The 26,231-nt window shown below is 53.5% G+C and carries 21 protein-coding genes and 1 tRNA gene; 3 read left to right on the plus strand and 19 right to left on the minus strand.

Annotated elements, in window-relative coordinates:
- Window positions 1-27 precede the first annotated feature (27 nt).
- From fadJ to FNY10_RS14375, 3 genes are all read right to left on the minus strand, one after another.
- Complete coding sequence (gene fadJ / locus FNY10_RS14365; RefSeq protein ID WP_160702918.1) at window positions 28-2,172, minus strand: fatty acid oxidation complex subunit alpha FadJ; 2,145 nt, start codon at window positions 2,170-2,172, stop codon at window positions 28-30.
- The gene (gene fadI / locus FNY10_RS14370; RefSeq protein ID WP_160702920.1) at window positions 2,172-3,482 is read right to left on the minus strand and encodes an acetyl-CoA C-acyltransferase FadI; all 1,311 of its coding nucleotides are present in this window, start codon (window positions 3,480-3,482) and stop codon (window positions 2,172-2,174) included. Before fadI ends, fadJ begins: the two co-directional genes overlap by 1 nt.
- A 156-nt stretch (window positions 3,483-3,638) precedes the next feature.
- The gene (locus FNY10_RS14375) at window positions 3,639-3,923 is read right to left on the minus strand and encodes a YfcZ/YiiS family protein (protein WP_131048252.1); all 285 of its coding nucleotides are present in this window, start codon (window positions 3,921-3,923) and stop codon (window positions 3,639-3,641) included.
- Window positions 3,924-4,294: 371 nt separating this feature from the next.
- Between FNY10_RS14375 and fadL the strand changes: the two genes are divergently transcribed.
- On the plus strand, window positions 4,295-5,635 hold the full coding sequence (gene fadL / locus FNY10_RS14380) for a long-chain fatty acid transporter FadL (RefSeq protein ID WP_160702922.1): 1,341 nt from the start codon (window positions 4,295-4,297) through the stop codon (window positions 5,633-5,635).
- 68 nt (window positions 5,636-5,703) lie between these two features.
- Here the strand turns inward: fadL and mlaA are convergent, their stop codons facing one another.
- A complete protein-coding gene (gene mlaA / locus FNY10_RS14385) occupies window positions 5,704-6,465 on the minus strand; it encodes a phospholipid-binding lipoprotein MlaA (RefSeq protein WP_131048254.1) in 762 nt (253 codons plus the stop codon).
- A gap of 265 nt (window positions 6,466-6,730) precedes the next feature.
- Here mlaA and FNY10_RS14390 point away from each other — a divergent pair, with 265 nt between their 5' ends.
- Both FNY10_RS14390 and FNY10_RS14395 read left to right on the plus strand, forming a co-directional pair.
- Complete coding sequence (locus tag FNY10_RS14390) at window positions 6,731-7,636, plus strand: formate/nitrite transporter family protein (RefSeq protein ID WP_131048255.1); 906 nt, start codon at window positions 6,731-6,733, stop codon at window positions 7,634-7,636.
- A gap of 74 nt (window positions 7,637-7,710) precedes the next feature.
- Window positions 7,711-7,782 (plus strand) — tRNA-Arg (locus FNY10_RS14395).
- A 60-nt stretch (window positions 7,783-7,842) separates the two neighbouring features.
- Here the strand turns inward: FNY10_RS14395 and FNY10_RS14400 are convergent.
- From FNY10_RS14400 to FNY10_RS14470, 15 genes are all read right to left on the minus strand, one after another.
- Window positions 7,843-9,237 carry a VasL domain-containing protein gene (locus FNY10_RS14400; protein WP_160702924.1) on the minus strand — a complete coding sequence of 465 codons (1,395 nt, stop codon included), beginning with the start codon at window positions 9,235-9,237 and terminating at the stop codon, window positions 7,843-7,845.
- Between the two features lie 82 nt (window positions 9,238-9,319).
- The gene (gene tssE, locus FNY10_RS14405; protein WP_160702926.1) at window positions 9,320-9,772 is read right to left on the minus strand and encodes a type VI secretion system baseplate subunit TssE; all 453 of its coding nucleotides are present in this window, start codon (window positions 9,770-9,772) and stop codon (window positions 9,320-9,322) included.
- A complete protein-coding gene (gene tssJ, locus FNY10_RS14410; protein WP_160702928.1) occupies window positions 9,765-10,301 on the minus strand; it encodes a type VI secretion system lipoprotein TssJ in 537 nt (178 codons plus the stop codon). Before tssJ ends, tssE begins: the two co-directional genes overlap by 8 nt.
- Window positions 10,282-11,385: a type VI secretion system baseplate subunit TssG gene (gene tssG, locus FNY10_RS14415; protein ID WP_160702930.1), complete on the minus strand. Its 1,104-nt coding sequence runs from the start codon at window positions 11,383-11,385 to the stop codon at window positions 10,282-10,284. Before tssG ends, tssJ begins: the two co-directional genes overlap by 20 nt.
- Window positions 11,340-13,103 carry a type VI secretion system baseplate subunit TssF gene (tssF, locus tag FNY10_RS14420; protein WP_160702932.1) on the minus strand — a complete coding sequence of 588 codons (1,764 nt, stop codon included), beginning with the start codon at window positions 13,101-13,103 and terminating at the stop codon, window positions 11,340-11,342. Before tssF ends, tssG begins: the two co-directional genes overlap by 46 nt.
- A gap of 20 nt (window positions 13,104-13,123) precedes the next feature.
- Window positions 13,124-14,719: a type VI secretion system protein TssA gene (gene tssA / locus FNY10_RS14425; protein WP_160702934.1), complete on the minus strand. Its 1,596-nt coding sequence runs from the start codon at window positions 14,717-14,719 to the stop codon at window positions 13,124-13,126.
- The gene (locus FNY10_RS14430) at window positions 14,719-18,132 is read right to left on the minus strand and encodes an ImcF-related family protein (RefSeq protein WP_160702936.1); all 3,414 of its coding nucleotides are present in this window, start codon (window positions 18,130-18,132) and stop codon (window positions 14,719-14,721) included. The genes tssA and FNY10_RS14430 overlap by 1 nt, the downstream gene beginning before the upstream one ends.
- A complete protein-coding gene (locus FNY10_RS14435; RefSeq protein WP_160702938.1) occupies window positions 18,119-19,279 on the minus strand; it encodes a hypothetical protein in 1,161 nt (386 codons plus the stop codon). The genes FNY10_RS14430 and FNY10_RS14435 overlap by 14 nt, the downstream gene beginning before the upstream one ends.
- Before the next feature lie 3 nt (window positions 19,280-19,282).
- Complete coding sequence (locus FNY10_RS14440) at window positions 19,283-19,549, minus strand: PAAR domain-containing protein (RefSeq protein WP_131048840.1); 267 nt, start codon at window positions 19,547-19,549, stop codon at window positions 19,283-19,285.
- Window positions 19,550-19,604: 55 nt separating this feature from the next.
- Window positions 19,605-20,267 carry a hypothetical protein gene (locus FNY10_RS14445; protein WP_160702940.1) on the minus strand — a complete coding sequence of 221 codons (663 nt, stop codon included), beginning with the start codon at window positions 20,265-20,267 and terminating at the stop codon, window positions 19,605-19,607.
- Window positions 20,264-22,144, minus strand: coding sequence for a LysM peptidoglycan-binding domain-containing protein (locus FNY10_RS14450; RefSeq protein ID WP_160702942.1), 1,881 nt, complete (start codon window positions 22,142-22,144; stop codon window positions 20,264-20,266). Before FNY10_RS14450 ends, FNY10_RS14445 begins: the two co-directional genes overlap by 4 nt.
- Before the next feature lie 8 nt (window positions 22,145-22,152).
- Complete coding sequence (locus tag FNY10_RS14455) at window positions 22,153-22,683, minus strand: hypothetical protein (protein ID WP_227521256.1); 531 nt, start codon at window positions 22,681-22,683, stop codon at window positions 22,153-22,155.
- A 1-nt stretch (window position 22,684) separates the two neighbouring features.
- The gene (locus tag FNY10_RS14460; protein ID WP_100682838.1) at window positions 22,685-25,321 is read right to left on the minus strand and encodes a type VI secretion system Vgr family protein; all 2,637 of its coding nucleotides are present in this window, start codon (window positions 25,319-25,321) and stop codon (window positions 22,685-22,687) included.
- Between the two features lie 80 nt (window positions 25,322-25,401).
- Window positions 25,402-25,629: a hypothetical protein gene (locus tag FNY10_RS14465; protein ID WP_131048835.1), complete on the minus strand. Its 228-nt coding sequence runs from the start codon at window positions 25,627-25,629 to the stop codon at window positions 25,402-25,404.
- Window positions 25,626-26,231, minus strand: coding sequence for a DUF2778 domain-containing protein (locus FNY10_RS14470; RefSeq protein ID WP_100682840.1), 606 nt, complete (start codon window positions 26,229-26,231; stop codon window positions 25,626-25,628). Before FNY10_RS14470 ends, FNY10_RS14465 begins: the two co-directional genes overlap by 4 nt.

A 26,231-nucleotide genomic window follows, 5' to 3' on the forward strand; every position in this document is an offset into this window, starting at 1 on the left:
GCCGGATTTATCTTCTTTGACCAGAACTTAGGTCATCCGTTCAGCAGCGGGCCAAAAGGTTGCCCCCTGCCCGGCCATGCGCAATAAATTTTCGCATGGGGTAAACCGTGAGCCGTACTGAGCGGCCAGACGTTGCAAGATGGCAACAACTTCACCCGCCCCGAGTTTATCCATATAACGGAACGGGCCGCCAAGAAACGGCGGGAAGCCAATACCAAACACCGCGCCAATGTCGCCATCGCGGGCGCCGCGGATGACCTGTTCATCGAAGCAACGCGCGGCTTCGTTAAGCATCATCATGACACAACGCTCGGCTATCTGCTGCGCGGACAAGCGCGCCTGAGGCGCAGAAATGCCCAGCAGCGAATAGACCGCAGCATCAGGCCGTTTTTTGCTTGTACGCCCTTTTGTCTCATAAAGATAGAAACCGCGGCTATTTTTTCTACCTTTGCGATCGTCATTCAAGATCGCATCAATGATGTTTGCAGGCGGGCTAAAACGTTCTCCCCACGCGGCTTCCAGTACCGGCAGAATTTTGGTTCCGGTATCAATCCCGACTTCATCCAGCAGTTGAACAGGCCCGACGGGAAAACCAAATTTCACCAGTGACTTATCGATATGCTCAATGGGTTCACCTTCCATGAGCAGGCGCATCGCTTCGTTGATATAGGGCGCCAGGATACGGTTAACGTAGAAACCCGCTTTATCCGCCACGACGATCGGCGTTTTCCCCTGCATTTTGGCCAGCTTCACTACCGTCGCAATCGTCTGCGGATCGGTATGCTGATGGGGGATCACTTCAACCAGCGGCATTTTCTCGACCGGGCTGAAGAAATGCAGGCCAATCACCTGCCCCGGTCGACTGGCCTGCGCCGCAATGTCGCCGATGGGTAGCGAAGAGGTATTGGAGGCAAAGATCGTCTGCGGGCCGCAGTGTGCCTCGATCTCGGCCACCATCCGCTGTTTAAGGGCTAAATCCTCGAAGACCGCCTCGATCACCACATCGCGATGGGCAAATCCCTGATAATCCGTGGTGCCGGAAATCAGCGCCAGCTGGCGATCCCGCTCGCTGGCCCGCAGATAGCGGCGGCGAACCTGCTTATCCAGCAGATCCCAGCTGTATTTCAGCGCATGGTTAATTCCCCGGGGCTGAATATCTTTGATGCGCACCGCAAGCCCGCCTTTACAGGCGGTAACATAAGCAATTCCGCCTCCCATCAGACCACCGCCGAGAACGCCGATGCGAGTCAGCGGCCCGGCCTGTGCATCGGCGCCGCGATCTTTCTTCAGATCGGTGCTGGCAAAAAATATCGATCGTAATGCCTGGGATTGCGGCGTCATCGCCAGCTCACCGAAGGCGCGCGCTTCCTCGGCGTAGCCGCTGCTACAGCCGTGGGCCAATCCATTTTCAATCACCTGCAGAATACGCCCGGCGGCCGGATAGTTGCCCTGGGTTTTCTGCCGGGTCTTTTTCGCCACCAGCCGAAACAACAGGCTGCGACCCAGCGGTCCGGCCAGCACCCGCTCGCGGATCGGCATACTGCGGCTCGCCGGCCGCCCTTTTAGCGCCAGTTCCACCGCCGTCTGCAGCAGAATCGATTGCGCAACCACCTCATCCACCAGACCTGCTTTTAACGCCTGACGCGGACGAAGCTGTTTGCCGGTCAGAATCATCTCGAGGGCGCCGCTGACACCGATCAGTCGGGGGAGTCTCTGGGTGCCGCCAGAGCCCGGCAGCAGCCCCAGCTGGACCTCAGGCAGCCCCAGACGTGTTTTCTCGTCATCGCTGCACACCCGCCCATGACAGGCCAGCGCCAGCTCAAGACCGCCGCCCAGGCAGGCGCCGTGGATGGCGGCAATCACCGGAATCGCCAGCCCATGGATCTCCGCCATAATTTGTTGCCCCTGGCGGGCGAGCGCTTGCGCTTCCTGAGCGGTGGCGCAGCGGGCAATCATATTAATATCCGCGCCGGCGATAAAATTGTCCGGCTTTGCGGAAATCAGCACCGCGCCGCGTAGGGATTTATTGTCACGAATCTGGCGAACGATCGCCCGCACCTGCTGACCAAATTCGGCCTTCAGGGTATTCATCTTTTCACCGGGCACATCGATGGTGATGACGGCGACGTTGTCCGGACGAATATCAAGAGTAAATGCCGATGTCATGTCCATTATTCCGCCTCCAGAATCATCGCCGCGCCGAGGCCACCGGCCGCGCAGGCGGTAACCAGACCAAATCCGCCCCCCCTGCGCCGCAGTTCATGCAGCGTCTGGGTTATCATCCTCGCGCCGGTGGCAGCAAAAGGATGCCCGTATGCAATGGAGCCACCGAGAACATTGAATTTACTTTCATCGACTTCCCCGGTCGCCTGCGAGCGTCCGAGAACGTCGCGGGCAAAGCGGTCGCTGGTCAGACACTGAAGATTCGCCAGCGTCTGCGCGGCAAAAGCCTCATGCATATCGATAAGCGTTAAATCAGCCAGCGTCAGTCCCGCCCTTTCCAGCGCCAGCGGCGTTGACCACGCCGGCCCTAATAGCATATCCTGGCGCACATCGATGGCGGTAAAGGCGTAGCTGCGCAGGTAGCCCAGCGGGGTTAAGCCCAGCGCTTTGGCCTGAGACTCGGTCATCATGATCACCGCCGCGGCGCCGTCGGTTAGCGGCGTACTGTTTGCCGCAGTGACCGTGCCATGCCAGCGGTCAAAAGCCGGAAGTAATTTTTGGTAATCCGCCAGCGTCGAATTTTTACGAATATTGTTGTCGTTTTCCAGCGGCTCACGGAACGGCGGCACGTACGCGGTCATCACCTCAGAGGCCAGCTTCCCCTCTTCCCAGGCTTTCGCCGCCAGCTGGTGCGAACGGTGCGCCAGCGCGTCCTGCTGCTCGCGGGTAATCCCCCATGTTTTTGCCATTTGCTCTGCGGTATCGCCCATCCGCAGCCCGGTCGAATATTCGGCCACCGCAGGCGGTACCGGTAAAAGATCGCGAAGCCGTAAACGGGAGAAGAGCTTCAGACGCTGCCCGAGAGTGCGCGCTTTATTGGCATCCACCAGCGTGCGGGCCAGCTTTTTACTGACGCCGATAGGCAGAACGGATGAAGAGTCGGCCCCGCCGGCAATGCCGACGCGGATCGTTCCGGCCATCAGGCTCTCTGCGACGTTGGCGACGGCCTGAAAACTGGTGGCGCAGGCCCGACTTACGCTGTAGGCATCGGTATGTACGCTCATGCCGGTGCCAAGGACAATTTCGCGCGCAATATTCGGCGCTTCCGGCATCTGCACCACCTGGCCAAATACCAGCTGTTCAATCATTTCCGGGGGAATATCGCTACGAGCCAGCATTTCGCTGATCACCATTTTCCCCAAATCAACGGCGGGAACACCGTGAAATGCCGTGGCCTGACGGGCAAACGGCGTACGTAAACCGCTGACAATGGCAATGCGATCGCCTTGACGGGTGACAAGCGGTAATACCTGACTCATGACTTTCCCCTGTTAACCGATAAAACCAAGTGGTCTGACCTGATACCAGTTTTAACTAATTTTTTACATTAAGCCAATCGGCGAAGAGAAAAAGTGAGAGCCAAAACACAGGAGGGAGAAGATAACGCCCCTGGCGGGAGGGGCGTTGAGGAGAAATTAACGCAGACCGAGCTGGAAAATGAGCGTTTCGGCTTCGCAGCAGAAAACAAAATCGATATCCAGCTGTACACCGCCTGCAGCATCGCTAAAGGTCGGGGTAATTTTGCACGGTTCAGATTCCACGCCGCGTGCTCTCTCAGTCAATGCGGCGAGAGTTTGTTCCGCTTCGGCGCGATGGGCGAAAACCCGGCTGTAAGAGGCGGTGCAATCGGTGTTGTCCATAATGGTGCCAACATCCATACAGCAGCAAACCGGGGTTTCATCAGCACTACATTTACTCATCGTAGATTTCCTCTGTATATGCACTCAAGGTGCCAGACAAATAATGAGGTTATTTTACGCGCGGCGTCCCCCGGCCTCCAGTCGTTAATGGCGACAACGGTCCTGAGTGACCGAAATCACACTTAAAAATGATCCAAAACAAAAAATGCCTTGTTTAGATAAGGCGGACGAGGGCAATTTTGCCAACTGGATCGCTTTTTTCGTATCACAAATGAAAAAACTTATAAACAAACTTGCAACATCTTATCTGGTCAGACCTATACTCAGCGCACTGGTCTGATTTCTCTGTCGTAAAGCAGACCCTACACTTCGCGCTTCTGTTACGGCATGTAACATAGTTTATATAAAAATAACTCAATGAGGTTATGGGCATGAGCCAGAAAACCCGCTTTACCCAATCTGCCCTCGCAGTGGCTGTAGCACTTGTTTCAACACAGGCCTGGTCAGCAGGCTTCCAGTTAAATGAATTCTCTTCATCAGGTCTGGGCCGCGCCTATTCCGGTGAAGGTGCAATTGCTGACGATGCGGGCAATGCCAGCCGTAACCCAGCATTGATCATGATGTTCGATCGCCCGACGATGTCCGCCGGTGCGATATTTATTGATCCCGATGTGAATATTTCTGGCAAGTCGCCATCTGGCAAAAGTCTGAATGCTGACAATATTGCCCCAACCGCCTGGGTGCCGAATTTACATTACGTTGCCCCGATTAACGATCAGTTTGGTTGGGGGGCTTCAATTACTTCTAACTACGGTCTGGCTACCGAGTACGCCGACGATTATGCTGCCGGGACGATGGGCGGCCAAACAGATTTGACAACTGTCAACCTGAACCTGAGCGGTGCTTATCGCCTTAACGACCACTGGAGTTTTGGTCTTGGCTTTGATGCGGTCTACGCCAAGGCGAAAATTGAACGTTATGCTGGCGATGCTGGTATGCTCGCTGCGGGCCAGATTATGCAGCAGGTGCCTAATTTACCAGCTGCTGCGCGGCCAGCAGCGATTGCCAAAGCGCAGCAGCTCGCAGCGATTCCAGCGGATCAACAGATTGCTCGCTTGAAAGGTGATAAGTGGGGATTTGGCTGGAACGCGGGTATTCTGTATGAAGTGGACAAAAACAACCGCTACGGCCTAACCTACCGGTCTGAAGTTAAAATCGATTTCGACGGTGATTATCGTAGCAATATGAATACGGCTGTGCCGGGCTTCCCTTACCCAACCGGCGGTTCGACAATCCCGGGCTCTCTGACGCTGAACCTGCCAGAAATGTGGGAAGTGTCAGGTTACAACCGCGTGGCGCCAAAATGGGCCGTGCACTATAGCCTTGCTTATACCAGTTGGAGCCAGTTCCAGGAGCTGAAAGCGACCGGCAGCAACGGCCAAACGCTGTTCTATAAAGATGAAAGCTTTAAGGACGCCTACCGCATCGCGCTGGGTACCACCTATTACTACGACGATAACTGGACCTTCCGTACCGGTATCGCCTTCGATGATAGCCCGGTACCTGCCGCCACTCGTTCTATCTCCATCCCGGATCAGGATCGTCTGTGGCTGAGCGCGGGTACCACCTATGCCTTCAACAAAGATGCTTCGGTTGACGTGGGTGTTTCATACATGCACGGTCAGCACGTAGAAATTAAAGAAGGTCCTTACACCTTCCGTTCTGAAGGCAAAGCCTGGCTGTACGGCGCGAACTTCAACTACCGCTTCTGATAGATCTGGCAGCATAAAAAAAGGGTGAACTCGCGTTCACCCTTTTTTGTTGTCATCTTTAATTTTGTTTACTGCGAGTCGATATCTTTCAGATCGCCCTGAATAGCCTGAGCGTTAGGGTTCTCAGCCGGCGTGAGTTTACCGCCGCTGGCAATAAAGTCATGACGCTGGAAGTAGGCTTCGCGAACCATAATATACGGGTCGGAAGACTGGCGCAGCAGACCGTCGGAATCGAGCAACTGAGCACGGGTCTCAACCCCTTCAACCGCCCACTTACCGATGGACATCGGCCAGGTCAGCCAGGAAAGCACCGGGTAAAGGCCATCAGCCATATCACCGCCTTCATCACGCAGCGTAAAGCTGCCATAGAACGGCAGCTGCATATAAGGGCCGTAACCCACGCCATAGTGGCCCAGGGTGCTACCAAAGCGATGCGGTTCAACACGCTGCAGTTTCGGGTTCGCCATTCCTGCGACATCAATCAGGCCGCCCATCCCCAGAAGGGTGTTAAGGAAGAAGCGGGTAAAGTGCACCATACCTTTATAGGGATCGCCCTGCAGGAAGTAGTTTGCCATCACCGCCGGTTCTTCAAGGTTGCTGGTAAAGTTACTCAGCCCGTTGCGCGCCGGCTGCGGGACATAATCACGCCAGGCAACGGCAACCGGACGCAGCACGTACGGATCCACCACGTTAAAGTTGAAGTTGAACATCGTACGGTTAAACCCTTCAAGCGGGTCTGAACGCCCCTGCGGCAGATCGCCAGAGCTGGAACTGGCACATCCCACCAGCAATGTGGCGCCAAGCGCAAGCGCCGACAGGCGAAAATTCATAGGTGTCTCCCTGTTAATTTTGGCTATTGCTGTGGGTAATCCGGGGACTACGCCTCCATTACGATACCGCCTGAAGCAGATGCATCTGCTGCCTGCTTTCAGCATAGCCTTCTTTGGCATAATTGTTGCGCCCTGATTCTATACATATTTTGCAATATCCGTATTGCTAATCTTGCCATTAGTAAAAATTCAGGAGGTTATCCCGGGCCAGCCGGATGAAATATCGCTACGCTTATGAGAACAAAAAAACGCAGGAGGAAATGCCATGACGACAGATCCCAAACCTTACGCCAGCCATCATAACGAAGATGTGGAGGTTGAAAGCGATGAAAAACAGGATGGCGAACCGATTGAGGTTAACGAGGAGCGCCTGCCCTCGCGGGCGATGGCTACCCATGAAGAGATCCGTCAGGAAGGGGAAAAAGAGCTGGAGCGCGATGCCCTTGCTCTTCTGTGGTCAGCGGTAGCCGCCGGTCTGTCGATGGGGGCATCGATGGTGGCAAAAGGGATTTTCCATGTCCACCTGGGCGAGCTCCCCGGCGGTTTTTTACTGGAGAATCTGGGTTATACCTTCGGGTTTGTTATTGTCATCATGGCTCGCCAGCAGCTGTTTACCGAGAATACCGTCACCGCGGTATTACCCATCATGCATAAACCGACGCCCGGAAATATTGGCCTCCTGTTACGGCTCTGGGGCGTGGTGCTCATCGGTAACCTGGTCGGTACGGCAATTGCGGCCTGGGCCTTTAATATGATGCCGATTTTTGACGATGCCACTCGCGGCGCGTTTCAGGAGATCAGTTTAAAGGTCATGGAAAATACGCCGTCTGAAATGTTCGCCAATGCGATTATTTCCGGCTGGCTGGTGGCGACCATGGTCTGGATGTTTCCCGCCGCCGGCGCGGCAAAAATTGTGGTGATCATCATGATGACCTGGCTGATTGCGCTCGCTGATACCACCCATATTGTGGTCGGCAGCGTCGAGATTTTCTACCTGGTCTTCAACGGCTCGCTACCGTGGCAGGACTTCATCTGGCCCTTCGCGCTGCCGACGCTGGCTGGCAACATTTGCGGCGGGACGTTTATTTTTGCGCTACTCAGTCATGCGCAGATTCGTAACGACATGAGCAACGCCAAAAAAGAGCGGCTCAAGGCCAAAAAACACCCTTAAGTGGCGACAGTTTAAGCAGTCAATCCATAGATGCTTAACGGGCAAGGAAAAAAACGCTATACTCCCGCCGCTTCGTCCCCTTAGTTAAATGGATATAACGAGCCCCTCCTAAGGGCTAGTTGCAGGTTCGATTCCTGCAGGGGACACTTCTTAGCCGTTCGCCGCAACCCGACACCGTTCGCTAACTCCCTTGAATAATATAATTTTTATTTCGACGCCTGCTGTTTTATTTCAGCATAACGGGCAGCCAGTTGCTTGAGATGCATCTCCAGTTGCGTCCTGTCAGCAACCGGTAAAGGTTTGCCAGCGGGTGTTTGTGATAATGCCCGCAATTGCTCTTCAGCGGGTATGGATTGATGAAAGGACTGCATGGCGGAAAAGACCACCGATTTCAGCTCACTGACCGTCATGTATTTGCCTTTCTGCTCATCAAGCCCGTTCAACCTGTCGCTCAGTTTGTGTAGCGTTGTCATCCCCTGATACCAGCCATTGAGATTTTCTGCCGGCATTGAAGCAGCAGTAAGTTGTTGCTGCCACTGTTGCGCCAGAGGTTTAGCCTGCTCCGGCCAAAGCGTCTGAGCCTGTTCCAGAAGCTGCCTGCTCCAGACGATATTCCAGTCAGGGGGGAGCTTGTCCAGTCGGGCAAGCTGCTGCTGCGTTTGTGTGATTATCGCGGGTGATAACGAGGATCGCTGGCGCAACGCATCCAGCTGTGCAGGTGTGAGTGTTGCGGGTAACGGCGCCAGTGAGGCTGCGAGCTGAGTTTGCAGTGGATCAGGCCGCAGCAGGGTATGCCAACCCCACACCGTCGCTACGCTTACCACCAGCATGGTGCACATCCCGGCGGCAAAGGATTGCGATTTTTTTACCAGCGCGGGCATTGCCGCCTGTACTTCGATATTCGCCTGCTGTTCTGCTTGTGCGACATACACCCACTTCGCGGTACTATCCGGCGCGCGACGCTCTTCAGGCGGACGACCGACAAGGTCGCTCGTTGCGCCCCCTGAACCATTCATTACCGTAGCAGGCAGCACGATACCCGGCTCGATGGTCGCCCCGGCACAACCGGAGGTGTTATCACTGTTTTCCAGCCGGGCGGCATTGTTGTGCATCAGCGTACGCAAGGCAGCAAACTGACTCAGATGTTTAAGTTCCAGGCGCTGTAGCACGACGCAGAGACCGGTAAGCAACTGCTCCGCGCGATATAGCTGGCAGAGATCACTGTCATTCAGCAGGAGTGTGCGCATCCGTTGCTGCAGACGCTGACTCAGGCCACTGAGAATTTCCATACGGGCATGTACAGGCTGAGGCCAGAGCGCGCCCCACTGATGGCCGATCAGGGCCTCCAGTATGGCCAGTCCTTCATTCAAACCAGACAATCCGGCCAGATGCGTCCGCGCAAGCGTATACCAGGCTGCCGTCTGCAGTTCAACACCGTTTTGTTCAAATAATGAAAGGCAGAGCCTTTCGGCATACTGCCAGTTGACGTCCGGGCGTGCCGGGTGGGTCAGCTTACTCAGCTCATCACGTAGGGCTGCATAATCCGGCAGGGTACGCGGATCGCCGCCGGTTTTAATTTTATGTGGGGTAATGTCATTCATGACCAGATATCCATCTGACGAGTCTGAAGCTATGGAAGATTTTTGAGGCACGGTAATTTTACTGACATGGTGCTACCCGGCCTTACATACGGATTGTCGTGTCGAGATACTGCTGTTGCTTCAGGTGCCGCAACAGGACCCGCCCTTCGGGCATAAATTCGGTGCCATAACGCACCAGACCAATACCTTTGAGTTCAGCATCAATGGCATAGCGCAGTTCACCGGGGACATTCTGTTCCAGCAGGACAACGGCTATTTTTTTCAGGCGAGGTTCATATTTGAGCAGGACGGCAGACAATGTCCCCATCAGTTCATGGGCAGTGCCCGGCATCCCCTGGAGGATTTTGGTCATATCCGGCAGGCCATAGTCCGACAGATGCGCCAGCGTCCCGGCACGGCAGTTGAGGATGCGCTGCATATTGTCGAGCACGGACAGGATGACCTGGTTCTGCTCACTGACCTGCTGCAGGGCAAGCCCGCCGGTAAAATTACCCAAGAGGGTCTCATACAACGATGGACGGGAAGTCTCATTCATTTTTCAGCGCCTTAAGGATCAGCTGGTTGTTCCCTGCTTCGATGATACGGGCTTTATCCGGATCGAGGTCATCACGGCTCAGTACCACCCGCCAGGTATTATTCACCTGGTCCGGCGACATAAACATGCCGGCCACCGCCACATACTGCGCACTTTCCTCCAGCGGCATATCGACCATCACCGCCCCACCCGGCTGCAGGCGGATATCTTTCTCCGTCAGCAGGTCTGCTTTGATAGCCTGACTGTCAGCCTTGAACAGCGACGGATAGTCCGTGCTGTCAAAGGTATTGCGGTCTTTGAGCTGGTAGATACGTATCACGGTGGACAGCGCCACTCCGCCAGCATTATGGTTTACGGCCTCGCGGGCGCGAATATCGAGGTGAAGCGTTTTCACCTGTTTATAAAAAATCGATTTGGTGACGGCGACAGTGCCGTCCGTGACGCTCTGGGTCAGCCCACAGCCCGCCAGTATCAGTGTGATACTGGCGACCAGCGCAGCCAGAGGAAATTTACCAGCGGTACTCGCCATGTTCATCGGTCTCCCTGCGGTGAAGATTTTCCTGAACCCGCTCATAGCGGCCCAGGTTAATGGTGATTGTTTTGGGGTGTGATGCGGTCTTAGCCGCATTCAGCGGTCGCATCACGGCAGTGCGGCCCAGCTGCACAGCGCCTGCTTTGGGTTTCGTGCTCATCGTCGCGTCCGGCAGCAGGCTGCGGTCGACACACAACTGCAGGCGGACATCGAGGCGCGAGCCCAGATAAACATGCAGCAACGCCATCAGGTCTGTGTGCAGCTCTCCTCCGGGCAGCCAGCCCTGCACTTCTTCCGGATTAGTGGAGGTCAGGCGCATCAGCACCTGGCTGTTTACGTCGGTGGCATAATTGCCCATCACCGGGCGGCTGGTCAGGGTGACGGGCTGACTGACGCTCATGGTCAGTGGCTTTTTCAGTGGCACGCGGCGTTTGTCGTGGTGCCAGATTTTCGCCTGTGTGTCAGGTGCCAGCAGGCGCACAAGTGAGGCCAAGCCTTCTGCCGTTCGTCCCGGCAGCAGCATCACCGGCAGCAGCGCCAGAAAGCGTGAGGCCGGGGCGGCGATACTGTCTGTGTAACCGTCAATCCCGAGCCCTGCCAGCCCCAGCAGATACTGCGAGGTTTTATCCTTCCCCCCTTCCTCAAAGGTCGCCGGATATGAGTATTTACGCCAGATGCGGTAGTACTGGGTAATCAGCCGGTGGTTGAAGATATCAAGGAAATCCGCAGCCGCCTCGTACCCTTCCCGCCGCTGAGTAATGTCATCGATATAGTGCGTCGGCAGCGGCGACTCCACGCCGTAGAGCCCCATAAAGGTGATGCGTACCGTGGGTGGCAGGTGCGGATGCTCCGGCAATTCTACGCCTTTGATTTCGGCGGCCGGGAAGCCCATTCCCGGATGTGGCCGGAAGCGCACCGGCTCATGGCGCACCTGCCAGTTGCTGCCGGCGACCGGTTTATCTGGCTGACTCCGCTCCAGCAGCTGACAGAAACGGTAAAAATTCATGTACGGTAGCCGGTCACCCAGCTGCGCTATCAGCCGGGCAGGCGCGGACTGTGGTTCTCTTTCCACCGGATGCATTTTCCTTCTGGCTGAATGAAAAGGGTGAGCTGGTTAAACTGGTTCATGTCGGCATAGAGCGCGAAGAAGCGGTTGAGCATTTCGCCGAACAGGTGAATATCGCCCTCGCCGATAAACCCGCCGCTGTCGAGGGTGACCTCAATATCAAGCCCCCGCAGCAGGTAGCCCTGCTCGAACCGCTGCAGGCGGTGGTGTTTCACATGCTGAATCGCCTCCAGCCGCCGGGTGTTGAGTTCATCTTCCGGCCAGTTGTACAGCGCAAGCGTCCCGCGCAGCACTTCGGCCGTGCTCATCATGTTCAGAAACCCGGAGCCCAGGTGACTCAATATCCGCCAGTGGAAACGGTCTTCCGCAGGGGGATAGACCGGCAGCGTGGGCTTGCAGAGATTGCGTACCGAGAGCGGCGTATCGACTATCTGCTCACAGCGGTCAAGGAGCGTACTCTGTAGCGCCCGGCGCGGTAGCTGGCCGTTGGTGCCGGTGATTTGCAGCGATACGGCTTCGCGGTCGACAAGCCGGTCATTTTCCCACTGATGGCCGCCCAGGATAAGCCAGGTGTCATACAGCCCGGTCACACTGCGCTTTACACGGGTGTGGTAATACCGGGGCGGCGCATGACGACGCATCATCCCGCCTTTGTGGCGGAAGCTGCTGAACGGGACATACTCCGCGTCAATGGTCCGGTTGGAGCCGGTAACCGAATCCACGGCGTAAATCTCGGTGTGCCCGTCCTGCAACCGTTTGGGCCGCAACAGATATTCACTTTCAAGTCCGGTGATGGTGAGCGGGTCGGCTTCCAGGGTGAACAGGTTAATCACCGGCACGCAGTGAAGACGAACCGCGTCATCGGTGACCGGCAGGTCAGATGGCCACGGCGTACTGAAAACCACTTCAATATCGAAGTACTCTACCCCGGCAGGCGGCGTCATACCGTCAAGACCATTGAGGTGGACAAACATAAACTTGTCGCGGAAGGTGAAGTACTCCAGCAGCAGTTGGTAGCCGCTGAACGCGGTATCGCCTTTCGGCCACAGACCGTCTTCCTCCGCAAACCCGCCCGGTGAGAAGTACCCGTCAAGCCGTATGCGGTCGGTCTGCCCGGGCAGGCGCATATAAAGGGCCGCCTGCCGTCTGGTCAGCATCAGGTGCAGCTGGCTGCTGACGGGCGCTTCTGCCCCGAGATAAAGACTCAGGTGGCTGAGGTCAGCATGGGACCAGTCGGCCTGACTGCTGCAGGCAAAGCGCATCCGCAACAGTGAACGCCCGTCAGGTTCGGTGCTCATGGTCACCCCTGAGATATTCAGCGGGTTGAGCATCACATCCCGGGTGGTACGGTAGCGGCAGACCGTGTTTTTCGGCCCCACCGGGCGGGAATACACTTCCAGCCCTGCGGGCATCACTTCTGCCATCTTCACGGCCTGAAGCGCGGGGGTGAACGCCACCACCGAGAGTGACGGAATGGTACGCAGGTAGTGTGGCCAGAGCATGCTGACCAGCCCTTCGGTCAGTTCCGGCAGGTCGTCGTCAATCTTCTCCCGCAGCCGTCCCATGGAGAAGGCAAAGCCTTCAAACAGGCGCTCGACATACGGATCGGGTGTGCCAGCCTTATCCAGGTCCAGCATCGCGGCCCGGTCAGGGTGAGTCCGGGCAAACTCTTTCGCCGCTTCGCGCAGGTAGCGCATTTCCGCGTCGTAATAACGCAGGGTCAAATCTTCCATTTATTTTTGTTCCTGTGGATTTAACCGCAAAGCACGGCGGCACGGGCAGGATCGACAGCGATCAGCCCGGCAAGTAGCTGGTCCATTACCGGTGTAAGGCGGGTCTTATCAGCCTCACTGCGACCAGCTTTCAGACGCAGGAGTTTCAGATGGCGGGCCTGGACCTCAAACAGCAGCTCAGGCTCCCAGTTGCTGAGGGTCACTTCACGGGCCCGTTCACCCAGTTCTGCAAACAGGTGCACCGCCAGGTCATTTTTACCGTACTGCTCAGCAATACGTCCCATCAGCAGGCGTAGCAGCCACTGTTGCCGCGCAGTCGTGACGCCCGGACGGTTCTGTAACCAGGCCAGCGCCGCATCCGGACCTTCACTGTCCGCCAGCACCACGGCTTCCGGCTCCAGAGCCAGAATGTCATCGTTACCGGAGGTTACCGGGGCTGATGGTGTGTCATTGCCCCACCCGCCGACGGTGTCCAGCACAGTTTGCTGGATCCAGTTCAGCGTCACTTCATCCGCAAACGGGGTACCGTCACTGAACGCCAGCGTCTCCAGCCCGGACAGTCGTGATAACAGCCCTTTCAGATCGGCGGTGACAATGTCAGCCAACGTCTGCTGGCTGGATTTAGTCAGCGCCTGATGGATGTACCACTGCAAATCCAGCCACAGATGATTGGCGCCACGGGAAAAGGTGCTGTCTGCCGTTTCCAGCATCTCGGCCCAGTTCTGCTGCAGATACAGGCGCTTAAGCAGCGCACGCTGGTCCGCCCTTGGCGGTTCGATGCGTGTACGACCCTGGGCATCAGGAGCCGGGATAGCCCGCAGGGTATCGTGACGCAGGCTCTTCATCAGATGGTGTGCTGACAACCAGCCGTCCGGCTGTTCGCGCAGGTATTCGGTGAGCGTGCGGGCCTGCGCCAGTAAATCCTGGCCGGAGGTGATACGCCCGATGGCCGGGGCATCACTGTGGCTGGTTGTGAAATACGCTTCGCTGGTACTGGCGTTTTGCGGCACCACCGCATCCACGCCGCCCGCTTTCTGCAGACGATTTTCCAGCGCACCATACAGCGCATTGAGTTCCGGCCGTGTTTCATCCGGCTCATTTTCACTAAGCCCGGCTATCAGCAACAGAGCCCCGGTGGTACGTATAGCATCGCTCCTGACCACTTCCGGATACAGAGAAAGAGAGTCGGTCATGCGCGATCCAGCCAGCCATTCCAGTGCCGCCTTACGGCTACGGTCACGCTGTGGATGAAGTTGCGCGCCGAAACGTTCTATCAACCCGGCCAACAGTTCAAGGCCTTCAGCCAGACCCCGCTCGCCTTCGCGGTGCAGCTTTGCCCAGCAGTAGTAGGTGGCTACACGAATGTCTTTGGCGGTGGTGGTCAGTTGCTTCTCCGCCAGACGGCAGATAAGCTCTGTGTCTGCCCCGGAGAGTTTGTTGACCTCCTCACGCATCTGCTGGAAGTCATCATCATATCCCGGATCTTCGCCAACGGGCGATGAACCAGACAGCGGCTGCAGCCAGCTATCCCACTGCGCCACACGTTCACGGGTAGCAGTAAGCAGTGGCGCCTGCTCAGCCTGGCAGGCGCTCAGTAAAGCATTCAGCGTGCTCATCAGTAGACCTCCTCCGTATCACTGGCCGCGCTGGCGACTGTGTCTGGCGCTACCGTTGTGCTGAAGATAGTCTCCGGCAAGCGGAAATTACGCAGTTTCAGCAGCGCCAGCGGCCCCTCACCCGCTTCGGTACGCAGGGTGTAATTGAGCGTGCGACCGTCCTGGGCTTTCCAGCTCAGACTGTAGCTGCTGCCAACACCCGGGTAAGCGCTGACCACGGCCTTATCGAGCAGGCGGATCCAGCCCCAGGCACCCGGAATGTCCGCATACTGGCGGGTTCCGGCCTGAGTGCTTATCCAGCTCAGGTTCGCGCCGGGCGCTTGCGTATCAGCAGGCCAGCTGAAGCGTTTCCATACGGGCATCTGGTTCACGTAGGTCAGCTTCTGGCTGTCGATAATCATATCGGTCTGCATCACGCCATCGGCGGTACCCGGACGCAGCTCGAAGTTCATGCCAGCATTACCTTCGGTGAAGGCCACATCCGAGATATGGCTCAGGGTGTTGATGGCATTGAGGAACGCCGGGTTAAAGGCCAGCCCCTGCGAGTTGATACTGTCCGGCACCCAGTGGTTGCCTTCCTTGTGCAGAACACCTTTCAGGCGGGTCTGCAGGAACCGGGCGATACGCCCGGAATCTGCATTGAGGTATTTAGCCAGCAGCGGTAGTGATACGTCACTGCCGGAGTTGTTAAACGGATAGCGTCCACCAAAGGCACTGTTCCACTCAGCAACCACTGCCTGTTGCCACTGGGCATTGAGGCTGTCGGCCGCCGGGGTCAGTACCAGCTGCCAGGCCAGCTCCATTGGGTTAACAAATACTGTGCGACCAAAACCGCTCCACTCCTGGCCCAGACCGGCGGCAATCAGACTACCGTAGTCACGGGTTTCGGTCAGGTCCACCGCTTTACCCTGAAATACGGTCTGAGCAATGGCCTGGGTCATCGCCTGCGGGTCGGTAGCATTGGTCACCTGCTGCAGACGCAGACGCACCTGCGTCACGCGAGTCAGGTATGACTGCAGGCTCTGCTCCTGTGCCCCCGTGCGATTCTTGTCCATCAGCACCAGCACCGGGGCAAAGGTCGCATCCAGCGGGCCATAGACACCGGCACGCTGGTCAATAGCCCCCTTGTTATCACCGCCCAGCAGATTTTTCGCCGATTTCACCAGAGAGTCCGAAATCGCTTCGCCGGTTTGCCCGGTACGCCCCTGCACGTTCAGGGTGTTCATCAGCGCCACCAGAGGTGACTGACGCACGTCGGCCATCAGAGTCAGTTGGTCAATGGAGTCCGACAGCGTGGCAGTTTCGCGAAGCCGCAGACTGTTGAGGAACGCCAGCCACGCCCCGCTAAAATCGGCGAAGTAACGCTCCGTCAGTCGATTTTTCAGCGCTTCCGGGGACCTCTCATCCTGTGTATTCACCTGATGCTTGCTGTCAGTCAGCACCCAGTCAAGCTCATCCCGGCGCGCCTTCACCACTTTCTCAATGGCAGGCTGCACCGCTTGTTCCCATGCCTGACGGGTAAACATCCCCGGCACGATTTCGGTGGTGCTGAACAGGCGAGCAGCATCGGTATCGCCAGCCATATCTTCGAGACGCATATCGGCATACAGATGCGCCACCTCAGAGAGCATTTTCTGGTAGAGGGTCGATTCACTGTTGCGCATGCCCATCAGGCGAACCAGCAGCGAGCGGGCCTGACTGACCATGCTCTCATCTGCCCATAGCTTCCACTGCGGATGGGTCGCCAACTGCGCGCCATAAAACGACAGCAGTGACGGGGCCATCCCCTGCCAGACGCCGTCTTTCACGCCATCACGCTTCAGCCAGTCGCGCAACAGTGCCGAACTGAACCAGTTGGCGTCCATATGTTCCGGACGGGTCAGCATCAGGTACAGTTTGAGCTGGTCATAGGTATTTTTTGCCATCTGCTCACGCAGCGGGCTGCCCGGCGGCAGCGCATTAAAGGCACTGACCTGTTTCTGCAGATGGTCAGCGGCCGCATCCCGCAACAGCGGCAGGGCGCTGTCCTGATAACGTGGCCAGAGTGCGGCCAGCAGGGCATTATTCTGACTCAGTCCGGCCTGCTCGTACCATGGCACACCATGCTCAGCGCGGTACTGCAGACGGGCCAGGGTTTTCTGCAGTTCAGACAGAGCATGCAGGCGCTGTTCCAGGGGCTGATTCTGTCGGGTGGCAAGTGCGGCCTGGGCATTCGCGCCATCAATCTGACTGCGGTTGGTGACATACGCGATACTCATCCACACGGCCCATGCCACCATCGCCAGGGCGACAGCCGATGCCATTACCCTGCGCCACGGAATGCCCGGTTTACGCGGACGCAGTCCGGCAGGAAGCGTCCGGACGGACTCAGGCAGAACATCCCAGCGCTTATCCATGCCCCAGTGGTGCGGCACGGCACGTTCAGCATCGGCAGAAGGCTGGCTGAACACCACCCCTGCCAGCGGTAGCGGGCGGTACGGATTGAGCATCACCGACAGCGGAGCGGTCACGCTCTGTGGTTCGCGAATAATCTGGTCGGCAAGCGTCAGTAAGAAGTGATGTTTAACCTCGCCGCAGGTCTGCTGCAGACCTTGCGAGGTCAGCCCGGACGTCAGGGCTGCAAACTGTTCAGCCAGCGTTTCAGGACTGCATCCAGCAGGCAGCAAACAGCCAGTGGCCTGCACAATCCGGCCTTCCGGCTTTCCGGAGCGTGGATGCAGGGACCAGACATACAGGGGAAGTTTCCAGCCCAGTTCATCCATACGCGCACTGATGGCATGAGACAGGGAATCCATGGTGCTTTCAGACGGTACCGGCAGCGGCTGCTTCAGTCCTGGCGCTGAGAGCTGGTCAAAAGCCGAGGTAACCCATACCAGACCATCCACCGGACGGCGGCGCAGCTTTTGCAGTGCCTTCAGCCAGGCACTGTCTGCTGGCGTATTGAGGTCACCGCCCCACAGCAACAGCGTGCCGCGGTCTTCCTGCCAGAGCTGGTCTGTCAGGCCAGGGGTCAGTTGCTCAACCTCAGCGACGGTGCCGGTTATCAGCAGGATGCGTGTTTTACTGCCCCAGCGCCGACCGTAGAGGTTGCGCATGGCGAGGCGGATAGTGTCGACGGTGATATTGCGTGGTGCGGTCTGCTTGACGCGCCCCTCATCGGCAGGCAGGACACTTTTACGTTTCGCCTGAAAACGAGACCACTGTTGTTTAATTGCTAGGCTAATGGTTTTGCTATGACGGACAAGCAACAGAAGGATTATCGCCGCCACAAATCCCAGCAACTTTAGTCCATTGCTGGTAAGTCCGAATGCATCACCCTTTTTCCAGATGGCCAATCCGATCGCGGCAGTAATGAGTACGGTAATACTGAGGCGTCCCCAGTTACCACGCCACACTGAACTATCCTTCGCCATTTATCTGATTCCCTGTAGTTACGGTATTTATAAAACGCAGCTCTTTGTCACCCGAAAGCATCAGGCAATCTTCTTTTGTCAGCGCAGCAATATCGCTGACGACAGCAGCCATGATCCAGGGTGAGAAAGGGCCGCTAAGTCCGGCATACTTTTCCAGCCAGTGGCACTGTTGAGGTTTCCAATTACCTTCATATTGTTTTGCACTGGCCAGAAGAGTGGAAAAATCACCCCCCCACTTCATGCTGTCGCCCACTATTGCATGCGCAGCAATAGCCTGTGACTGGGTTGAGAAAAAGGTATCGAGCTCTTCACTCAGCATTTGGGCTGATTCAAGCGACATAGGCCGAAGCAGGCGAGCGTGATGGTTTAGCTGATACTTCGTTGCTACATCATCAGAGGTCAACATTAAAGCCGAGAGCGAATCACTGTACTCATTCCCTCCCTGAGTCTGGTGAACCAACAGAAGCTCAACATCCAGAATAGGGGCTTTTAGGCGATCGCCCACCCAATCGAAGGCCCGGTCTTTAAAAATCGTCAGTAATGGTACGGGATACGCCTGTCCAACTAACTGGAGCCAGCATGCTGAAAATTCTCTCTGCAATGTCTCATCAGGATCGTGTGAATCAGTCAGTAAGGTTGCGTGGAAAGGGAGGTCAGATAAGCGCTGTAATTCTGATATATCCAGGCCCCCAATCAATACTGAAAAAACATCTTCGCCTGCAGGTAACGTTATTCCCCGACTAAAAGAACTACCCTGCTCTCGATCTTTGGGAGCCTGCAGAAATATGGATGGCGTCAATTCATCAGGCAGGATAACCCGACTATACATAACTGCCAGGTAACGTCCAGCCCAGGAAATCCATTGCTGCTGAACATAATCTGCCTCATCGGATTCAAACTGATGACGGTCCATTGCATGGTTATACATCCAGCCACGAAGACAAATCGTAATGAACCAGATTAAAATAGGACTCCCAGAAACAATCCAGAGGTTGAATTTTTGCAATTCACCCAGAAACTGATTGGCATGGAGGACAAAGAGCAGCACTCCAGCAATTACAGCAACAAGACCTGCAATCAGCCAGATGACCAGAGACGGTTCTTCTGGCTCTGTAGTAATTGTGGCTTTCTGACGCTCCCAGCTCATAACTTATCCTACTGAACAATCCGGCGCACTTGAGATAACATGGCAACCACATTCACATTTGCAGCCATCCACAACAACAGACTTGCCATCAGAGATCCATTCTGGTGATCCTTCAATAATGGCATTAACACCATGCCCTTCAACAGGGCAATTAATTTCGTCGCCAACAAGAGCTACTTTCTTTCCGTTCACAATCATGGTCGAAGATGCAGATATAACCTCACCACCGTGAGTAGTTTTATCTCCTAGCAATACAAATCCTTTGGACATAATATCCCCTAGAATATTTAACTGGTCGAAAGATCAAGCTCAAGAAGCAGAAGTTTCATTGAATTTTTTCAAAAAGAATTCGCCCTTCTTTTATTTGCCGAACATTGTCATCATTAAGCAATAGGCCGCAAATTCCTGAATCGGTTGCAAATATATTTGTATTGTATGAAATATCATCCTCCGTGTAATCAGGGAGTCCATTTTCATAATAACCATTTATCTTTAAATATTTTTTGCAATCTACGCTAAAGGCATCAGGCCTTTCAACCTTGAAAGGAATAATTTCCTTTTGGGCGGGAGAAGTGTCCCTCCCTGAAAAATCATAATTGATATAGAATTTCCCAGGTGGAATCTTACCATCAAAGAAAGTATTTGATATATTGTTTTTTATGCTGAAGACACCATCCAAAATATCGACATCACCACGACCGATTGTCACAACGCCCCCATCATCATTCACTTGCCTGTAATATATATTTACAGTATCATCCGATACTCGTAGATAAATTTCATCACCAATTATTGACGCATTATCTGGAAGTAAGTACACCCCATTTTTATCGCGATTAAATTTATTAGACAGTATTGGATACACTTTTTCCATATTGTTTTCTGAGTAAACCCATTTAGAATAATAAACTCCATTTGTTAAAATATTTGCATTAACATAAAAAGGGAACTGAGTTACAATAAAAACAAGCATGAGTCTTATATTCATTGTCTCACCTCCAAATGGAAAACGGGCTCACCGTTATAAGCATAAGGACTTATATAATAGATATCATCATTACTTTTCATGTACGCTTTAACTGCTTTATCAAAGGGTTTCGCGAGTTTATTCATCCTTGACTTGCTAATGTCGACCACATTTCTTTGCGCATATATTTCCTCACTAACGCAATGTCTTGATACTACTTGCCCGTCACTCATAAGAGTATTAATTTCATCAACCATTGCCTGAATGGCTTTATTGCGATCTTCTATGCCTGCAGCCACACCTGCCTGAATTACTTTCCAGCCAGCTGGTTTGTAATGATGCTGAGAATCCACACCTAAATTTTTAGCATTAGAATACATCGCCTGCGCTTGTTCCAAAGGTGTCCTTAGAGTACTGGTAATGTGAACCTTGTGAATCCCTGCACTTTTAGCTATGTTTATTAAAATTTCTTTAGTTTTACTGCTTACTCTGTTTTTATCACTATTGCCTTTATCAAAAATCAGTACTGGTACGAAATCAGCATTTGTTTCAATTTTTTTAGATGTTCCCTGCGTATCTGTTTGATGTTTCTCAGGCTCTTTTCCAGTTCTACTATTAACAGATTTATCGGTTGTCGTAGTTTTAATGTGAATTACATTGTCTTTTTTTTCTGAGTCCGCAGATTTACTTCCTTTAGGCAACACGATATGACTTCTTGAATACTCTATGGCCGCTTTAGCATTAGCATTTTCAACTCCAACATTTTTGAGAATCTCTTTTTTGGTTTGTTCAGAAACATAGCGGCTAACATACCCATGATTTTGATTACCTACAGGTATTTTCAATTTAGTACCCACGCGTAACATGTTTACGTTATGAATCTTATTAACTCTTGCTAGCTTCTCAACTGATACGCCATGGCTCTTAGCTATTGCTGATAAAGTGTCACCTTTCTTAACGGTATAAGTTAGAGTCTTATGCTTTTCATCGGTGTCTTTTCCACCAGTTGCTTTAGCTAATTCTTTGTAATTATCAGCAAGAATAGTAAACACAATTTCTGAACCTGCGATAGCATTGACTGATTCAGTCATCCCGTTTTCATCAGTCACGCCTGTGATAAAAACCAGAGATTTCTCATAGTCTGACACTAAATTTGGGCATGTTGAACTTGGAAATGGAGAGATTGCAGCAATATAATTTTTGTTTTTGAATGCTGTGTTATTTCCCGTAGACAGTTTAAATTTAGTATTAACTTCAGTATTTTTTAGTAATCCTTCCACAACTGATAAATGCTTAGTTATATACAGTGCCCACTTCTTGCCATCTGCACTTTTCTTACGCGTACCATCCAGATATTTCCCTAAGCTATAGGCACCATCATGATGCAACAAATAAAGCCATTCCCAATATTCACTTTGATCTGATGTGTAACTCTCCATTACCTTAGACTTGTTGAGTAAAAATGAATAAATTACCGCATAACATCCTTTCTCAGCATCAAAAACTTCTTCATTACGAAGATCTAGCTGAAAACCAAGAATGTCTTCAGATTGTGTCAATGCATCTTTGATAAAACCAACTGTTCCTTGTGCTAAACCAGCTGCACTAGTAGTCCCTGCTGCCGCATCGGGGTTAAACCCGGACTCGACTTTAGTTGTTAATAAAATATATGATATCTCTTTATAACTTAATCCATAGCGGACAGCTATGGTAATAATCATATCTATAATAGCATCTTGAACATCTTTATCAGCATCTCCTGTTGTACGGCTGTTACCTCTTAGCTTTCGGGATGTATCTATATCCGGATAGAGTGAGATTAGCGAAAATGGCTTAATCTGATCATCAAAATATGCTTTTCCCTTCTTGGCATTTAAATACTCATATAAATCAGACATACCATACCTCAGCGATTGCTAATAAAGTCTATATTCGTATTGTCATATGGTTTTTTTATCTCTCGAGATCTAAGCTCAGAAAGCTTGTTACCTGTAATAAAGTTACCTGAAAGATCAATAAATGGGGCGTCAATATAGGACAACAATGAACCCTTTACGCTCTCCTCTTCATCCAACCCTAGATGGTATCCGATCACAATGTTTTCATTATCATAGCATTTCATTGTGGAGGGGACCCAATCACCAGGCTTAACTACATCATTAAAGGAATAACCCTGTCCTTCCAGGAGGACTTTTTGGCTATTCGGGATGTATGGCAAAGAAAAGTCTTTATTATTCGTGCCGTTTTTTATTTCCAACTGGTAATTTTTGCATATATTCTCCGTTGGGCTTTTCTGATTCACCTGGCATTCAGCACTGACTTTTACCAAAGCTGAGCCACATTGCATTTGTGCTGATTTAGCATTCCATGTGCCACTTGCAAAAGAAAAAAATGGAGCCGGCAACATGCATAACAATAATTTAAACTTTAAAGTCATATCACGCACTTTTATTTCCCTCACAATCACTGCATTGACAACCATCATCCTGGAATGACATATCTGAAAATGATGAACAATGTACTCTATCCACAATATTCTCACTATCGTACCAATAATCACTTTGAATCATTTCAAGTTCAAAAGGCTCATTCGGGTTTGATGAGTAAACTGGGACTGTTTCACCGTTCTCGTCTGTTCTACCAAATAATTTCTGCCCATTACTCGATGTCAACATATATGCCGCAGCTGCAACTGGAACACCTGCATCAGACGATGCCGTGAATTTCCCACTATATCCAGATGGAAACTGGGGCATAACACTACTCATGCTTACACTACCCATTTTCTGCGCATTGGCACATTTCCACAGAATATTACCTTCACAACCCAAAATAATGTTTTTACCTTGTAGCTGAATGAAAGACCCATCCAGATTTTTCAGCACAACATCTTTCGCCGCTGTGATTTCGACCCGCCCTTCCGTGCTGGTTACGGTCACATCCTTTTTGGCTATCGCATCAAGCGCATCATCCTGAGCCTGAATTTCTACTTTGCCCTTAGCAGCAAAGAGTTTCATCCCAGCCTTACGGGCCAGCATACTCACGGCTTCACCCGCAGCTACCGTAAAACGCTTAAGTGCACTGATGTCAGTGTTTTGTTGTGACATAATCCCGACGCTGGCGCTTCCCGAGGCCATACGCACTGCCTGCGGACTGGTGATACTCACGCCTTCTGGTGCATTCAACACCATGCCTGGCTGCACCAGATCTTTGAGGGCATCACTCAACTTCACCTGGCTCTGTATATCTGCAGGAAGTGCCTGCGCGGTTTCAGCTGCATCTGACATGCTTCGGGCAATACTCAGTGCATTCTCAAGCTGGGCTATCGCCTCCTGCATGGAAAGCATCTTGTCCCCGGCAAACGGCTGTTTATCTGCAGTGATAAACACCCCGGCACCACCCCGGATAGAAACGTGTCGGTCAGTACGAAGCTCAGCACCTTCGCCGCGAAGTTTCCTGGAAGCGTCTACATTGTGCCCTAAATTAAGTTGGGTCTTACCCCCATACTCTGTGCTGAGCTTAACGTGCTCTTCGCCGCGCTTGTCCTCCATCCGCAGCTTGCTCAGGCCAGCTGTGCGGATAACGTTACGCGTGCTGTTCAGTTCAGTGACATGGTCAACGTGACGGGAGTCGTGCAGGGCGTGAGCGATATACGGACGATCCGGATCGCCTTCATGGAACGCGATGGCGACTTCAGTGCCCTGTATCAACGGGAAGTGGAAGCCGTACTTGTCACCACCGTAAGGTTTGGCAAAACGTACCGGCATACTTTCCATGCCCTGTCGTTTATCGTCGCGATCAGCATCAAATTTCACCCGGTACATGCCTGATGCATCCTGCCAGGCGTAGATGTCGTTATCTTTGGCGCTGGTCACTCGTGCCGTCAGGGTGCCGCTGACCACCGGGCGCTTTTTAGCAGCAGGACGCCAGCAGCGGTTCTCGTAGTACGGCATGGCCGCCCATTCCACCTTCAGCGCGTTCTGACGGCTGGCGGAGTAACCGGCGCTGATGATGACAAGACCGTTTTCGGTTTCACGCGGCAGCGTCGGGGGGATAGCCGTTTCAGTGATAGTCAGCACCTGAGCCGGGCCCAGGGTATGGTCGGTACTGCTGCCAGTTACAGTGGTCTGAGTGGAAAGGTAGCGTTCATGCTCCAGGCGTGCCCAGAAGTTACCTGTTTCTGCCGTCGGCGTGATTTTGTCGCCACGTTCAAGGTGACGCGGGCGATAATGGTACACATCGCCGTAGGTATTCCCTTCCCCGTCACCGCGGGTCATATCCGCCGGAACGGACGTCAGGACGTTCTGGGCTTCGCGGTGGTTATAGTCGCTGGCAGTGACTGAACGTTCCACCACGTTATGCCAGACATGCACGTCCCACACCGAATCCGCCGCATTGTCATTCGCCCCTGACGGGCTGTTCAGCGGGAGCTTTTTACCAAACGTCCACGCGCTCTGCTTGTCCGCAAAGTGCACCACTTCGGTCTGGGTGTCGGGCTGCAGGGTGAAGAAGTAAAAAATCCCCACCTCCGCCAGCAGACGTTCTATGAAGGCGAGGTCGTTTTCCTGGTACTGGTTAATCTGCTCACGCTTTGGATAGTCGGCTTTGAGCGTGAACTCATACTCCCAGCCTTTCAGGCCATGCTCCGTGAGCACCTCTGCAACCACTTCTGGTACTGACTTGTTGACGAAAAAGCGGTGAGTGCGGAACTGATTGCCCAGCAGCGCCAGAAACGGCTCCAGCACAATGCAGTACTGCGCTTCATCTGCAGAACCTCCGGTACGCTCGAAATGCGTCACCACCCCGTGAACCACCTTGCGATCCGCCAGGGAAAGCAGATTGCCGGCCCCCATGGTCAGTGTCGCAGGCTTACTCATCATCTGGCGGGCATCAATGTTCTTGTCGGCACTGGTGAAGTTGATGGTGTAGCTGTAAAGCTCGCTCATCGCTTCTGAACCACTGAAGTCCTCCACGTCGATATCGGCCGTACAGGAAGGGATATCGAGGCGGTAGCGGTTCAGGGCTTTTCCGGTGACGGTGGTCACCATCGTGTTCAGGGTATCCGTCAGGCTCATGGCGTTGACTCCATTGTGTATTCGGTTATTCCGTCAGGGCTGGCGCGGGCCAGCATTTGGCACAGGAAGTGAGAAAGAGATTATTTTTTTTGGTGATTTTTCATCCAGAAAAGCAGCTTCATCAGGAGGAACGCCCCGGCAGCACACAACGATGTTTTAATCACGATGATATGCATCTCAAAGCTGTCCATCGCTTCTTCTCCGTCACCACTAATCGGGATATGGGCTTTCACAAAACCCGCAATCCATGCATCGGGAATGAAGTGGATCCCGCCCCAGAACAGCACAATAAACAGCAGGATTTTCATTCGACATTCTCCGCTCGCTTTTTCAGAGCCTGCTGTGTCCGGCGTTTCTCAGCCTCTTTTCTTTCTTCGGTCTCTTTATCGCACTGGTTGTAGTCCGGGGTGCCACGCACATCGATACGGGCATAGGCCTTCAGACCATTGCCGCCAGGAACCGGGAAGGTTCCTCTCTGCAGTAGCAGACGTCGCAGATGCTGAAAATCACTGAACCGGCGCAGGGTGATACAGCCCCAGGATTCACCTGAACCATCGCTGTTCAAAGGATGAAGACGAAATCCTGTACGGTTCAGGCCATTCACCATGATGCCGTCTCTTTTAGTTTTATCGCTGAAAAGGGCAAACCATTCGGAATGATGATTTCGGTAACCATGCCAGGCATCAATCGCCTCTGCCCGGACTCGGTTGTACAAGCTGCCGGCAGGCCGGTCGGTGACCCAGTATGTCCCCGGCGGGATAGCAGCATTTTCATGGTCGGCACAGTCAGGATTATTGATATAAAAATCCACGCCCGTCAGCACTTCAAACGTCCCGATGCCGTAGCATTTCAGGTACGCCGTTTTGCCATCCGCCGACAGGTTGCCGTAATCCATCATGCAAATCTGCAT

This window comes from Klebsiella sp. Lac1 (assembly GCF_009825425.1).
In the GTDB taxonomy this organism is placed as follows: domain Bacteria; phylum Pseudomonadota; class Gammaproteobacteria; order Enterobacterales; family Enterobacteriaceae; genus Klebsiella; species Klebsiella electrica.